The sequence below is a fragment of the Pseudomonas sp. R2-37-08W genome, from assembly GCF_003851705.1.
GTDB lineage: Bacteria > Pseudomonadota > Gammaproteobacteria > Pseudomonadales > Pseudomonadaceae > Aquipseudomonas.
Genome location: NZ_CP027728.1, coordinates 430,455 through 444,101 on the forward strand (window position 1 = coordinate 430,455; position 13,647 = coordinate 444,101).

At 62.3% G+C, this 13,647-nt stretch carries 10 protein-coding genes; 9 read left to right on the plus strand and 1 reads right to left on the minus strand.

All coding sequences use genetic code 11. The features are described 5' to 3' along the window. Positions 1-94 precede the first annotated feature (94 nt). From C4J93_RS01825 to C4J93_RS01845, 5 genes are all read left to right on the plus strand, one after another. On the plus strand, positions 95-3,607 hold the full coding sequence (locus C4J93_RS01825) for a DUF2339 domain-containing protein (protein WP_124428443.1): 3,513 nt from the start codon (positions 95-97) through the stop codon (positions 3,605-3,607). Then, positions 3,607-4,959 (plus strand): DUF3999 domain-containing protein, encoded by a 1,353-nt coding sequence (locus C4J93_RS01830; protein ID WP_124430833.1) that lies wholly within the window; start codon positions 3,607-3,609, stop codon positions 4,957-4,959. The genes C4J93_RS01825 and C4J93_RS01830 overlap by 1 nt, the downstream gene beginning before the upstream one ends. Positions 4,960-5,055: 96 nt before the next feature. Next, positions 5,056-6,066 carry a class 1 fructose-bisphosphatase gene (locus tag C4J93_RS01835; RefSeq protein WP_124360871.1) on the plus strand — a complete coding sequence of 337 codons (1,011 nt, stop codon included), beginning with the start codon at positions 5,056-5,058 and terminating at the stop codon, positions 6,064-6,066. Positions 6,067-6,242: 176 nt separating this feature from the next. Then, positions 6,243-6,497, plus strand: a complete 255-nt coding sequence (locus C4J93_RS01840; RefSeq protein ID WP_033897714.1) for a lipoprotein — start codon at positions 6,243-6,245, stop codon at positions 6,495-6,497. A gap of 30 nt (positions 6,498-6,527) precedes the next feature. After that, positions 6,528-7,097, plus strand: a complete 570-nt coding sequence (locus C4J93_RS01845) for a lipocalin family protein (protein WP_124360872.1) — start codon at positions 6,528-6,530, stop codon at positions 7,095-7,097. Between the two features lie 113 nt (positions 7,098-7,210). On the opposite strand, the gene C4J93_RS01850 is transcribed toward C4J93_RS01845, so the two are convergent. Continuing rightward, positions 7,211-8,575 (minus strand): formimidoylglutamate deiminase, encoded by a 1,365-nt coding sequence (locus tag C4J93_RS01850; RefSeq protein WP_124428444.1) that lies wholly within the window; start codon positions 8,573-8,575, stop codon positions 7,211-7,213. Positions 8,576-8,653: 78 nt separating this feature from the next. On the opposite strand from C4J93_RS01850, the gene hutC reads away from it, so the two are divergent. The 4 genes from hutC to C4J93_RS01870 all read left to right on the plus strand — a co-directional run bounded on the left by hutC (position 8,654) and on the right by C4J93_RS01870 (position 13,617). Beyond that, positions 8,654-9,433, plus strand: coding sequence for a histidine utilization repressor (gene hutC / locus C4J93_RS01855; protein WP_177412738.1), 780 nt, complete (start codon positions 8,654-8,656; stop codon positions 9,431-9,433). After that, positions 9,430-9,990, plus strand: coding sequence for a HutD family protein (locus C4J93_RS01860; RefSeq protein WP_124365501.1), 561 nt, complete (start codon positions 9,430-9,432; stop codon positions 9,988-9,990). Before hutC ends, C4J93_RS01860 begins: the two co-directional genes overlap by 4 nt. 383 nt (positions 9,991-10,373) lie before the next feature. Next, positions 10,374-12,077 (plus strand): urocanate hydratase, encoded by a 1,704-nt coding sequence (gene hutU / locus C4J93_RS01865; RefSeq protein WP_124428445.1) that lies wholly within the window; start codon positions 10,374-10,376, stop codon positions 12,075-12,077. 79 nt (positions 12,078-12,156) lie between these two features. Then, positions 12,157-13,617 carry a cytosine permease gene (locus tag C4J93_RS01870; RefSeq protein WP_124428446.1) on the plus strand — a complete coding sequence of 487 codons (1,461 nt, stop codon included), beginning with the start codon at positions 12,157-12,159 and terminating at the stop codon, positions 13,615-13,617. Positions 13,618-13,647 lie beyond the last annotated feature (30 nt).

The window sequence follows — 13,647 nt, forward strand, 5'->3', positions numbered from 1 at the left end:
CCGCTATCGGGAGCAAGCCCCCTCCCACATTGGTTGCGCGTCGATATACTGGCCCCCGGTTTGCCCGCCTCGGGCTGCTTAGGGAATATCGACCATGCAATGGATTTTCATGCTGATTGGCCTGGTGCTCGGCTGGACGCTCGATGAGTCGTTCAGCGATGCGGGCATTGGTGCGTTATTGGGGTTGGGCATCGGCCAGGCGATTCGCTTGTCGAAACTGGCGACCCAGGCGGACCAGCAGGCGCAACAGCTGGAAACCACGCAGAAGGCCCTGATAGCCCTGGGCGAGCGCCTGCGGCAGTTGGAAGTGCCGGTGCCGTCCCAAAACGTCGTGGTTGCAGCGCCTATTCCTCAGGTGGAACCTGAACCTGTCGCCAACGCCCCCGAGCTTGTCTGGGAGTTGCCGGCTGAATTGACACCCGTCGCCGTGGTGGCCGAGCCGAGCCAGCCGCTGCCGGATGCCGTTCGGGTTTCTGCGCAGCGCCCTCAAGCGCCTGCCACCCCCCGGGAGCCCAACCTGATCGAACGCGGCATCAGTGCTGCGCGCAATTGGCTGTTTGGCGGCAACGCCGTGCTGCGCGTCGGCGTGGTGCTGTTGTTTCTCGGCCTGGCGTTCCTGCTGCGCTACGCCACCGAAGGCATGGTGGTGCCGGTCGAGCTGCGCTACGCCGGGGTTGCCGCAGCTGCCGTCGGCCTGCTGGGCCTGGGCTGGTGGCTGCGACTGCGCAACCGCCAATACGGGCTGATGCTGCAAGGCACCGGCATCGCGGTGTTGTACCTCACGGTGTTTGCGGCGATGCGCCTGCACCCGCTGATCGACCCGGGCGCGGCGCTGGGCCTGCTGGTGGCGGTCACGGTGTTCTCGGCGATCCTGGCGATTACTCAGGATGCGTTGGGCCTTGCCTGCGCCGCAGCGCTCGGTGGTTTTGCGGCACCGATCCTCACGTCGACCGGCGCTGGTAACCATGTCGCATTGTTCAGTTATTTCGCCTTGCTCAACGCCGGCATCCTCGCTATCGCCTGGTTCAAGGCCTGGCGTCTACTCAACCTGATCGGTTTTGTCGGCACCTTCGGCATCGGCTTTGCCTGGGGCATGCGCTCCTATACGCCGGAACTGCTGTGGAGCACCGAGCCGTTTCTGATTGTGTTTTTCCTGATGTACCTGGCTATCGGCCTGCTGTTTGCCCGGCGCAAGTTGCTGGAAGCGGGGAGTGCGCCCGAGGACCGTGATGGGTTGCTGCGCTGGTCGGCGGCCAAGGGCGATTATGTCGACGGTAGCCTGCTGTTCGGCCCGCCACTGGTGGGGTTCGGCTTGCAGTTCGCGCTGGTCCAGCACCTGGAATTTGCCGCCGCCTTCAGTGCGTTGGGCCTGGGCATTATCTATATGGGGCTGGCGCGGTTGTTGAGCGGCGGGCGCGCCTTGCTGCTGGCGCAAACCTGCCTGGCGCTGGGCGTAATCTTTGCCAGCCTGGCCATTCCCCTGGGGCTGGATGCGCGCTGGACCGCTGCGGCCTGGGCGGTGGAAGGGGCGGGGATCTTCTGGCTGGGCTTGCGTCAGCAACGGCCGTTGGCGCGGGTGTTCGGCTTGCTGTTGCAGTTGGGTTCGGCGCTGGCGTTTCTCAGCGAACTGCACCCCGGCGAGCTGGCCTTGCTCGACGGCGCGCCATTGGGTGCACTGCTGCTGGGCGCCGCGCTGCTATTGAGCTTCCATCATTTGCGCAAGGCGCCGGCCGAACAGGCGAGGGAGTGGGAGCGCAACGGTTTGCCGGTATTGGCGAGCCTGGGCCTGGGCTTTCTATACCTGCTGGCGCCGCTGCTGTTGCTGACCCAGGGCACTGCCATCAGTTGGGCATTCGCTGGCCTGGTGACGTTGTTCGTCGGCCTGCGCATCGGCTCGCGCACTTTCCTCTTCGTGGCCTTCGCCGTGCAGTTGCTGGGCGGCGCGTTGTTCCTGCTGCGCTTGCAGGGCGGTGATGGCGCGGCCGTGTTCAGTGCTGGCTGGGGCGGTTTGATCACCGCCTCGTTGATCGGCTTGGCCTTGATCGCAGGCATGCTGCTGGCGGCGCGTGACGACATGGTGCGCAGTGATGGGCGGCTGCTGCGCGGGTTGTCGGTGGTGATGCTGGCCGGACTGGTATTGATTAACCTGGCGGTGCTGTTCGTACTGCCATGGGAAAGCGCCAGCGGCGTATGGGCAGCCAGTGGTTTGTTGATCATCTGGCTGAGCCTGTACCTGCAACAGCGCGTCAGTTTTGTGTTTGGTCTGCTGCTGCAACTGGTTGGCGGCGGGTCGTTCCTGCTCGCCGTGCCGCAGTGGGTCGGGCCGTTGACTGGCGAGGGCTTGAGCCCCTTGGCGCACAGCGGTTTCTGGACGCCGATGGTGCTGGGGCTGGCGTCCTTGGTGGGCGCCTGGCGTTTGCAGCGTGAACCCCATGCGCCGCTGTTTGCGTGGCTGAAACTGCAACGTCTGTCCGACCTGCTGCTGGTGTGGGGCGCGGCCTGGTGGACGCTGGCGGTGACGGGCGAAGTGTTGAGGTTTGTTCCCGGCGAGCTGCGAGGCGCCTTTCTGCTGGGCAGCGTGGCGATCAGCGTGGCGGTCTGGACGCTGCTGGCTTGGCGGCTGAAGTGGCCCTCATTGGGCCTGTTGTGCACCTTGCTGATGCCGGCGGCGAGCGTGGTGTTGCTGGTGTGCGCGCATACCTATTACCACCCGGCGGCGCATTACGGCTGGCTGGCTTGGCCGGCGCTGTTTGGGGTGCATTTCCTTTCGCTGCGCCGCTTGGCGGCGATGGCTCCGCGCAGCGCGCTAAGCGTCGCCCATGTGTTGGGCTGCTGGATGTTGCTTGGCCTGCTGGCGCTGGAGCTGCGTTACGGGTTACTGCGCTTTACGGCCGAATACAACGCCTGGCGCTGGCTGGGCTGGGCGATCCTGCCAAGCCTCTACCTGGTGCTGGCCGCCGCGCCGCGCAGCTTTGCTTGGCCGGTGTCGGCGTATGCCAGGGAATACCGTGTATTCGCAGCGCTGCCCCTGGGTGTGCTGATGCTCGGGTGGTTCTGGCTGGCGAATATATTCAGCGACGGTACGGCCAATCCGTTGCCCTACGTGCCCTTGCTGAACCCGCTGGACCTGGGCCTGCTGTTCGCATTGCTGGGAGTGTATGTGTGGTCGCGAAGCGTGGCGCCGCAGCGCGGGCCGCATGCCGAGCGGCTCGCCCAAGGTATCGCGGGGCTTTCACTGTTTGCGTTCTTCACCGCATTGGTGATGCGCACCGCTCACCATTGGAGCGGCGTGCCGTTCCATCTGGATGCGTTGCTCGAATCGATGCTGGTGCAAGCCGGCCTGTCGATCGTCTGGACCCTGATCGCGCTGGGCCTGATGATCGGCGGCCACCTGCGTCATCGTCGCGAAGTGTGGCTGATCGGCGCGGTATTGATTGCCGTGGTGGTGGCCAAGCTGTTTTTTGTCGAACTGAGCAACCGTGGCGGCCTGGCGCGGATCGTGTCGTTCATCGGCGTGGGCGCATTGTTGCTGGTGGTGGGCTACTTCGCGCCGCTGCCGCCCAAGCGCGCCGAGCCCGTACTGGAAACTGAAGGAGCAGCCTCTTGATAGGTAAGTTGAGCGTAGTCGCAGTGGGCATGTGTGTGACGTTGTCCGCGTGGGCTCAGGAAACGCCCGCCGACTTCAGTACCCAGGTGGCGATGAGTGTCAGCGGCGAAGGCCCTTGGTATCGCCTCGAATTGCCCTTGGCCGTGCAACTGAGCGCGCGCCAGGCCGACCTCAGCGATGTGCGGGTGTTTAACGCCGCCGGCGAACCGCAGGCTTATGCACTGTCGCGTCAATCGCCCTCGCACACTGAAAGCCGCGATGTGACGCCGGTGAAGTGGTTCCCACTGTACGCCGCCGACACCCAGGAAAACCTGCCCGGTGTGGTGATGAAGACCACGGACGAAGGCACACTGGTTGAAATCAAACCGGCCAGCGTTGCGAAACCGGGCAAGCAGGTATTGCGTGGCTGGGTGCTCGATGCCAGCGCGATCAAGGCCCCGTTGCAGCAGCTGAGCCTCGACTGGAGCCACGAACAGGACGGCTTCCAGCGTTTCAGCATCGAAGCCAGCAACGACTTGCAGCACTGGCAAGCCTGGGGTGACGGGCAAGTGGCGCGCCTGTCGTTTGCCGATGAGCGGGTCGAACAGCATGACGTCAGCTTGCCGGGCCAATCAGCGCGTTACCTGCGCCTGGTGTGGCAGGGGCAGGCGGCGCCACTGCTGACGTCTGCCATGCTGGCGAGCGCGACGCGCAGCAGCCTGCCGTTGCCGCTGGTGTGGTCGCAACCATTGGCGGGCGTGCGGCTCACGGCGGGTGAATATAGCTGGCAGTTGCCGACGGGGCTGAATGTCGAGCGCTTGCGCGTCGAACTGAAGCAGCCCAACACCTTGGCGCCTGTGACGCTGCTGGGGCGAAGTGATGCCAGGCAAACGTGGCAGCCGTTGAGCAAGGGCTTGTTGTACCGCCTGACCCAGAACGGCAAGGACGTGATGCAGGACCAGTTGCAGTTGCCGGGCCAGACGGTCGCTGAGCTGAAACTGCAAGTGGACGAGCGCGGCGGTGGCCTGGGCAGCGAAGCCCCGGCGTTGCGCTTTGCGGTGCGCTCCACGCAGCTTGTGTTCCTGGCGCGGGGCGAGCCACCGTTCACGCTGGCGCTGGGGAATGGGGCGGTCAAGGCGGCGAATCTGCCGTTGTCCACCCTGATTCCCGATTACAGCACTGAGCGTCTCAACGCGCTCGGGCAGGCCACGCTTGCGGGGGAGGTGGTGCTCAAGCCATCTGCCGTTGCCGTATCGCCGCCGGTGGGCGCCGACTGGAAAAAGCTCGGTCTGTGGGCCGTGTTACTGCTCGGCGTGGCTGCGCTTGGGGCGATGGCCTACAGTCTGTTGCGCAAACCGCAGGGCCAGCCGTGAACTCTATTGGCGTTAAATCCTCTGATTAGAGGAAATCAGCCCCGACTCGCGTTAAACTGCGCGGGTTTTTAAGCCCCCCATTCTCCGGAGCCGTCCATGTCCCGCGTTACCTTGAGTCGCTATTTGATCGAGCAGACCCGCAGCAACAACACGCCTGCCGATCTGCGCTTCCTTATCGAAGTGGTGGCGCGTGCTTGCAAGGAGATCAGCCACGCCGTGTCCAAAGGCGCACTGGGTGGTGTCCTGGGCAGCATGGGCACTGAAAACGTGCAGGGCGAAGTGCAGAAAAAGCTCGACGTTATCTCCAACGAAATCCTGCTCGAAGCCAACGAATGGGGCGGTCACCTGGCCGGCATGGCCTCCGAGGAAATGGACAATGCCTACCAGATTCCGGGCAAATACCCCAAAGGCGCGTACCTGTTGGTATTTGACCCACTGGACGGTTCGTCCAACATCGACATCAACGCGCCGGTCGGTACTATCTTCTCGGTACTGCGTTGCCCGAACGAATACCTGAGCCAGAACGAAGCCCTGAACGAAAAGGCCTTCCTGCAGCCGGGCACCGAGCAGGTCGCCGCCGGTTACGCGATCTACGGCCCACAGACCATGCTGGTGCTGACCCTGGGCGATGGCGTCAAGGGCTTCACCCTGGACCGCGAAATGGGCAGCTTCGTACTCACCCACGAAGACATCTCCATTCCGGCTTCCACCCAGGAATTTGCGATCAACATGTCCAACCAGCGTCACTGGGAAGAACCGGTGAAGCGCTACGTCAACGAGTTGATGGAAGGCGAAGAAGGCCCGCTGAAGAAAAATTTCAACATGCGCTGGGTCGCGGCCATGGTTGCCGACGTGCACCGCATCCTGACCCGAGGTGGCTTGTTCATGTACCCACGTGACGGCCGCGAGCCGTCCAAGCCGGGCAAGCTGCGCCTGATGTACGAAGCCAACCCGATGTCGTTCCTCGTGGAGCAGGCGGGCGGTGCATCCACTGACGGCCACCAGCGCATCCTCGACATCCAGCCCGAAGGCCTGCACCAGCGTGTGGCGGTGTTCCTGGGTTCCAAGGAAGAAGTTGAGCGTGTGACGGCGTATCACAAGAAGTAAGCTGCTGCGATAGGTTATCCGCCGTGTTGTGAGGCGGATCACCGTTAAAGAAGCCCCGAAACGTTTCAGCGTTTTCGGGGCTTTTTTGTTTTCGCTCGTCGGGAACCAGACACCTCTTTTCCCTTCTAAGCTTCTGGCAGATACCCCAGCTGCCTTGTCTCTCCAGGAGCTTTTCCATGTCTTTACGCCGTCTCGCCCTGCTGGCTTTTTGCGTGCTCTTAGCCGCCTGCAGCAAGGTCAACCAAGAAAATTACCAGAAGCTGTCGGCCGGCATGGCCAAGGCCGAGGTGGAGTCGTTGCTGGGCAAGCCGACCGATTGTTCTGGCGCACTGGGCATGTCCAGCTGCACCTGGGGCGATAAAAACAGCTTTATCAGCGTGCAGTACGCCGGTGACAAAGTTCTGATGTTTTCCGGGCAAGGCCTGAAGTAAACCGGGGCGCGAGCCTACGGGAGAAGAAGAATGATGCGTTTTGTTGTGTTCCTTTGCGCCAGCCTGTTTTTGGCGGGCTGCGCCAGCCATTCTGGCGATGATCTGCAACCCAAGACCGCGAGCAACGTCAACCTCAAGCGTTACCAGGGCACCTGGTATGAGTTGGCTCGCTTGCCGATGTACTTCCAGCGCAACTGCGCGCAGTCCGAAGCCCGCTACACCTTGTTGCCGGATGGCGACATGTCGGTATTCAACCGTTGCCTGACGCCTGAGTGGAAATGGCAGGAAGCCAAAGGCACGGCCACGCCGCAAGTGCCCGGCAAGACCGACAAGCTCTGGGTAGAATTCGATAACTGGTTTACGTCGTTGTTGCCGGGCGTTGCCAAGGGCGACTACTGGGTGCTGTATGTCAGCGATGACTACAAGACCGCCATCGTCGGTAGCCCGAGCCGGCGTTACATGTGGATTTTGTCGCGTACCCCGACGGTGAGCGCCGATACACGTGAAGACCTCTTGAGCAGGGCACGACAGCAGGGGTATGACACCACGCGTTTGATCTGGCGCACGTCCGACAAGCAGATGGCGAAGACTTCGCAGTAACTGGATCACCATAAATCCAAATGTGGGAGGGGGCTTGCCCCCGATAGCGGTGTGTCAGTATCAGATGTACTGACTGACACACTGCTATCGGGGGCAAGCCCCCTCCCACATTTTTAACCGAGTAGGTCTTTCAAGACCTGGGTGAATGCCCGGTTGCTGTCTTGCTCAGCAGCGTGATGGCCGTCGCGAACCACCCACTTGCCATTGACCAGCACGTCGCGCACTTGTCGATCACCGCCGGCAAACAACCAACGGTTGAGAATCCCGTCCTCGCTGGCCGTCGCCAGGTACGGATCGTCACCGTCCAGCACGATCCAGTCCGCGCGCTTGCCCACCTCCAATCGACCAATCGGCTGGCCCAATGCCTGGGCGCCGCCGTCCAATGCGGCATCGAACAGCGTGCGCCCGACCATCGGCTGGTCATTGCGATACAAGCGATTGCGCCGTTGATCGCGCAGGCGCTGGCCGTATTCCAACCAGCGCAGTTCTTCCACCACGCTAAGTGACACATGGCTGTCGGACCCGATGCCCATGCGCCCGCCCTGGGCCAGAAAATCCACCGCCGGGAAAATCCCGTCGCCCAGGTTGGCTTCGGTGGTCAGGCACAAACCGGCAATCGCCCGGCTCCTGGCCATGCGCGCGACTTCGTCGGCATCGGCATGAGTGGCGTGCACCAGGCACCAGCGCTCGTCGACGTCCACGTTGTCGTACAGCCACTGCAAGGGGCGTTTGCCGCTCCAGGCCAGGCAGTCGTCGACTTCTTTTTGCTGTTCGGCAATGTGGATGTGCACCGGGCACACCTGATCACTGGCGGCCAGCACGTCCTTGATCTGCTCGGGCGTGACCGCACGCAGGGAGTGGAAACACAGGCCCAGTTGCTGCGCAGGTTGCGCGGCGAGCATCGGCTGCAAGCGCGCCTGCAGATCCAGGTAGTTGTCGGTGCTGTTGATAAACCGGCGCTGGCCGTCGTTGGGCGCCTGGCCACCGAACCCCGAATGCGTATAAAGCACCGGCACCAGCGTCAAGCCGATGCCACTGCTGGCGGCGGCCTGGCTGATCTGGCGCGATAGTTCCGTGCGATCGGCATAGGGCTGGCCGCTGACATCGTGGTGCACATAGTGAAACTCGGCCACCGAGGTGTAGCCAGCCTTGAGCATCTCGATGTACAGCTGGCGGGCGATGACCTGCAACTGCTCCGGGTTGATCTTGCCGACCATGCGGTACATCAGGTCACGCCAGGTCCAGAAACTGTCATTCGGATTGCCCGCGACTTCCGCCAACCCCGCCATGGCGCGTTGGAAAGCGTGGGAGTGCAGGTTGGGCATGCCGGCCAGTACCGGGCCTCTGAGCCGTTCGGCACCCTCTGCGCTGGCATTGGCCTCAACCTGTATCAGGGCCCCATCGGCGCTGACTTCAAGACGTACATCATTGGCCCAGCCATCAGGCAGCAGCGCGCGTTCGGCAAAGAAAGCGGACATGATCAAGGCACCCCGGTCGTGTGTTTATTTGTATATACATATACAGACGTTTGCCTGCTCGGTAAACTCCGGCAATCTATGCATCTTTTCCCCCTGCAAGGATTCCCTGTGCCGACTCCGCCTGCCAAGTCTCCGCTGGCTGCCCACATGGACGAAAGTCCGGCGCCCTTGTATGCCCGCGTCAAACAGATGATCAGCCAGCAGATCCTCAACGGCAACTGGCCGCCCCATTACCGCGTGCCGTCGGAGAGCGAGCTGGTCAGCCAACTGGGCTTCAGCCGCATGACCATCAACCGCGCGCTGCGCGAGCTCACGGCCGAAGGTTTGCTGGTGCGCATGCAGGGCGTCGGTACGTTCGTCGCCGAGCCCAAGAGTCAGTCGGCGCTGTTTGAAGTGCACAACATTGCCGATGAGATCGCCTCCCGCGGCCATCGGCATACGTGCCAGGTCATCACCCTGGGCGAAGAAGCGGCCGGCTCGGAACGTGCCGTCGCGCTGGAAATGCGCGAAGGCGGGCGGGTGTTTCACTCGCTGATCGTGCATTTCGAAAACGACATTCCGGTGCAGATCGAAGACCGTTTCGTCAACGCCCTGGTTGCGCCGGAATACCTGCAACAGGATTTCACCCAGCAAACGCCCTACGCCTACCTCAACCAAGTCGCACCGCTGACTGAGGGCGAGCATGTGGTCGAGGCGATCCTCGCCGATGCTGCCGAGTGCAAGCTGTTGCAGATCGAGCCGAGCGAGCCCTGCCTGTTGATCCGCCGACGCACCTGGTCTGGCCGCCAGCCGGTGACGGCCGCACGCTTGATCCACCCCGGTTCCCGACACAGCCTCGAAGGACGCTTCAGCAAATGAGTTCAGTCAACGTCTGGCGCGCTGCCGACTACGTGCGCATGCCGTGGAAGAATGGCGGCGGCAGTACCGAAGAAATCACCCGTGACGCGGGCACCGGCCTCGATGGTTTCGGCTGGCGCCTGTCGATTGCCGACATCGCCGAGTCGGGTGGATTTTCCACCTTCGCTGGCTACCAGCGCGTGATCACCGTGATCAAGGGCGCGGGCATGGTGTTGACCGTGGACGGTGAGGAGCAGCGCGGTTTGTTACCGCTGCAACCGTTCGCGTTCAAGGGTGACAGTCAGGTGGCGTGCCGCTTGATCACCGGGCCGATCCGCGATTTCAACCTGATCTACTCGCCCCAGCGTTATCACGCGCGGTTGCAGTGGGTGGATGGCGTACAGCGGTTTTTCAGTTCGGCGCACACTGTGCTGGTGTTCAGCGTGGCGGATGAAGTGAAGGTGCTGGACCATGTGCTGGGTCATCACGATTGCCTGCAAGTGGACGGTAACACCGGCTTGCTGGATATTTCGGTCAGTGGCCGCTGCTGCCTGATCGAACTGACCCAGCGCGGTTAAAAATGTGGGAGGGGGCTTGCTCCCGATAGCGGTGGATCAGTCAATATATCTTTGACTGACACGCCGCTATCGGGAGCAAGCCCCCTCCCACATTTGTTTTGTGTTGCTCTTAGGATCTGTTTCCACAGCCCCGCACCAAATTGTTACTTAACGCCCCAGCGCGGCGCAAAGCCACGTTGTCGTGACAAACCTCCCTCGCTGTAAGACTCCCTCGTAAGAAATTTCATCACGCCTCGAAGCCTTAATTTCCAAGGCTTCCACGCGCTTTTGAAAAAAATCCAAACCCTCGCTCTGAAAGTTGGCCGCTTGATTGCATATGCTTGTACATACAAGTAAATATGTGTGCGTAAGACTGTGCTTCGCACCATCAATGTTCGCGCATCATGCCGAGGAGTCCAGCTGTGACAGATTTTTCGAAAGCAAGGCCTACAAAATACCGTGACGTCGAAATCCGCGCCGCCCGCGGTAACAAGCTCACCGCCAAAAGCTGGCTGACTGAAGCGCCGCTGCGCATGCTGATGAACAACCTCGACCCGCAAGTGGCCGAGAACCCCAAGGAATTGGTGGTGTACGGCGGTATCGGGCGTGCCGCGCGCAACTGGGAGTGCTACGACCAGATCGTCGAGAGCCTTACGAATCTGAACGACGACGAAACCCTGCTGGTGCAATCCGGCAAGCCGGTCGGCGTGTTCAAGACCCACAGCAATGCCCCGCGCGTGCTGATCGCCAACTCCAACTTGGTGCCGCACTGGGCCAGTTGGGAACACTTCAATGAACTGGATGCCAAGGGCCTGGCCATGTACGGCCAGATGACTGCCGGCAGCTGGATCTACATCGGCAGCCAGGGCATCGTCCAGGGCACTTACGAAACCTTCGTCGAAGCCGGTCGCCAGCATTACGACAGCAACTTGAAAGGCCGTTGGGTCCTCACCGCCGGCCTCGGCGGCATGGGCGGTGCCCAACCTTTGGCCGCGACCCTGGCCGGCGCGTGTTCGCTGAACATCGAATGCCAGCAGGTCAGCATCGATTTCCGTTTGAACAGCCGCTATGTCGACGAGCAGGCCACCGACCTTGACGACGCCCTGGCGCGCATCGCCAAGTACACCCAGGAAGGCAAGGCGATCTCCATTGCCCTGCTGGGTAACGCGGCTGAAATTCTGCCGGAGCTGGTCAAGCGTGGCGTGCGCCCGGACATGGTCACCGACCAGACCAGCGCCCACGACCCGCTCAACGGCTACCTCCCGGCCGGCTGGACCTGGGACGAGTACCGCGCCCGCGCCAAGACCGAGCCTGCCACTGTGATCAAGGCCGCCAAACAGTCGATGGCGGTGCACGTCAGAGCCATGCTCGAGTTCCAGAAACAAGGCATTCCGACCTTCGACTACGGTAATAACATCCGTCAGATGGCCCAGGAAGAAGGCGTGGAAAACGCTTTCGATTTCCCAGGCTTCGTACCGGCCTACATCCGCCCGCTGTTCTGCCGAGGTATCGGCCCGTTCCGCTGGGCTGCGCTGTCGGGCGACCCGCAAGACATTTACAAGACCGACGCCAAAGTCAAAGAACTGATTCCCGACGACGCCCACCTGCACAACTGGTTGGACATGGCCCGCGAGCGCATCAGCTTCCAGGGCTTGCCGGCGCGTATCTGCTGGGTCGGCCTGGGTCAGCGCGCCAAGCTCGGCCTGGCGTTCAACGAGATGGTGCGCAGCGGCGAGTTGTCCGCGCCTGTGGTTATCGGTCGCGATCACCTCGACTCCGGCTCGGTGGCCAGCCCCAACCGTGAAACCGAATCCATGCAGGACGGCTCCGACGCTGTGTCCGACTGGCCGCTGCTCAACGCCTTGCTCAACACCGCGAGCGGCGCGACCTGGGTGTCGTTGCACCACGGCGGCGGCGTCGGCATGGGCTTCTCGCAGCACTCGGGCATGGTGATCGTGTGTGACGGCACCGACGAAGCCGCCGAGCGCATTGCGCGGGTGCTGCATAACGATCCGGCTACCGGGGTGATGCGGCACGCGGATGCGGGTTATCAGATTGCGATCGATTGCGCCAAGGAACAGGGCCTCAACCTGCCGATGATCAAGTAATAGGTGTGGGAGGGGTCAAGCCCCCTCCCACATTGGAACGGCGGCAAACCCAAGACAATCCATCAGAGGTTGAACACCCATGGCTACAAACGACACCACCCCGTTGATCGAAAGGCGTTCGATCGACTACATCCCGGAAGCGGAAAGACATGGTCGTCTATTGAGCCAGTTCACCCTGTGGCTGGGTGCTAACCTGCAGATCACGGCTATCGTCACCGGGGCCCTGGCCGTGGTGCTGGGCGGGGATGTGTTCTGGTCGTTGATCGGTCTGTTGATCGGCCAACTCCTGGGCGGCGGGGTGATGGCGTTGCATGCGGCGCAAGGGCCCAAGCTCGGCCTGCCGCAGATGATTTCCAGCCGGGTGCAGTTCGGCGTGTATGGCGCGGCCATCCCGATCGTGCTGGTGTGCCTGATGTACCTGGGCTTCACCGCCACCGGCACGGTACTGTCCGGGCAGGCGCTGGGCCAGTTGTTCGGGGTCAGCGACAGCGTCGGCATCCTGATCTTCGCCAGTGTCATCGCGCTGGTTACGGTGCTCGGTTACCGGGTGATCCACTTCATCGGTCGCGTCGCCAGCGTCATTGGCGTGATCGCCTTCGTCTACCTGTTCAGCCGCTTGATGGGCCAGGCCGACATCGGCGCATTGCTGCAGATCCGCCATTTCAGCTGGAGCAGCTTCCTGCTCGCGGTTTCGCTGGCAGCGTCCTGGCAGATCGCGTTCGGGCCTTATGTGGCGGACTACTCACGTTACCTGCCGAGCAGCACCTCCTCGGTGAAAACCTTCCTGGCGGCTGGCGCAGGCTCGGTCATCGGCGCGCAGGTGGCGATGGTTCTCGGCGTCTTTGCCGCCGCCATGGCCAACGGGCAATTCGCCGGGCACGAAGTGGCTTACATCGTTGGCCTGAGCGGCAGCGGTGCAGCGGCGGCGTTGCTGTACTTCAGTATCGCGTTCGGCAAGGTCACGATTTCCACGCTGAACTCCTACGGCAGTTTCATGTGTATCGCGACCATCATCAGCGGCTTCCAGGGCCACCTGCGGGTATCGCGCCTGCAGCGCCTGCTGTTCGTGCTGGCGATTGTCGGCACGGCCACCCTGATCGCGCTGCTCGGCCAGCATTCGTTCCTGGGGGCGTTCAAGTCGTTCATCCTGTTTCTGCTGGCGTTCTTCACGCCCTGGAGCGCGATCAACCTGGTGGATTACTACTGCATCACCCGCGAGCGTTATGACGTGCCGGCGCTGGCTGACCCCAAAGGTCGCTACGGGCGTTGGAACCCCCTGGGCATCAGCGTTTATGTATTCGGTGTGCTGGTGCAGCTGCCGTTCATTTCCACCAAGTTCTATACCGGCCCGCTGGTGGAAACCCTGGGTGGGGTGGATATCTCCTGGATCATCGGCCTGGTGTTGCCGGCGGCCCTGTACTACCTGTGCGCGAAAAAATGGCACGGCACGATGCCTGATCAACTGATCCTGCCGGTCGAGCAGGACAGCGTTGCACCCACGCAAACAAGCGGTATCGGTCGCGCTGCGGCGCAGGCCTGACGGGACGTGGACAAGGCAGGATGCCTTTTG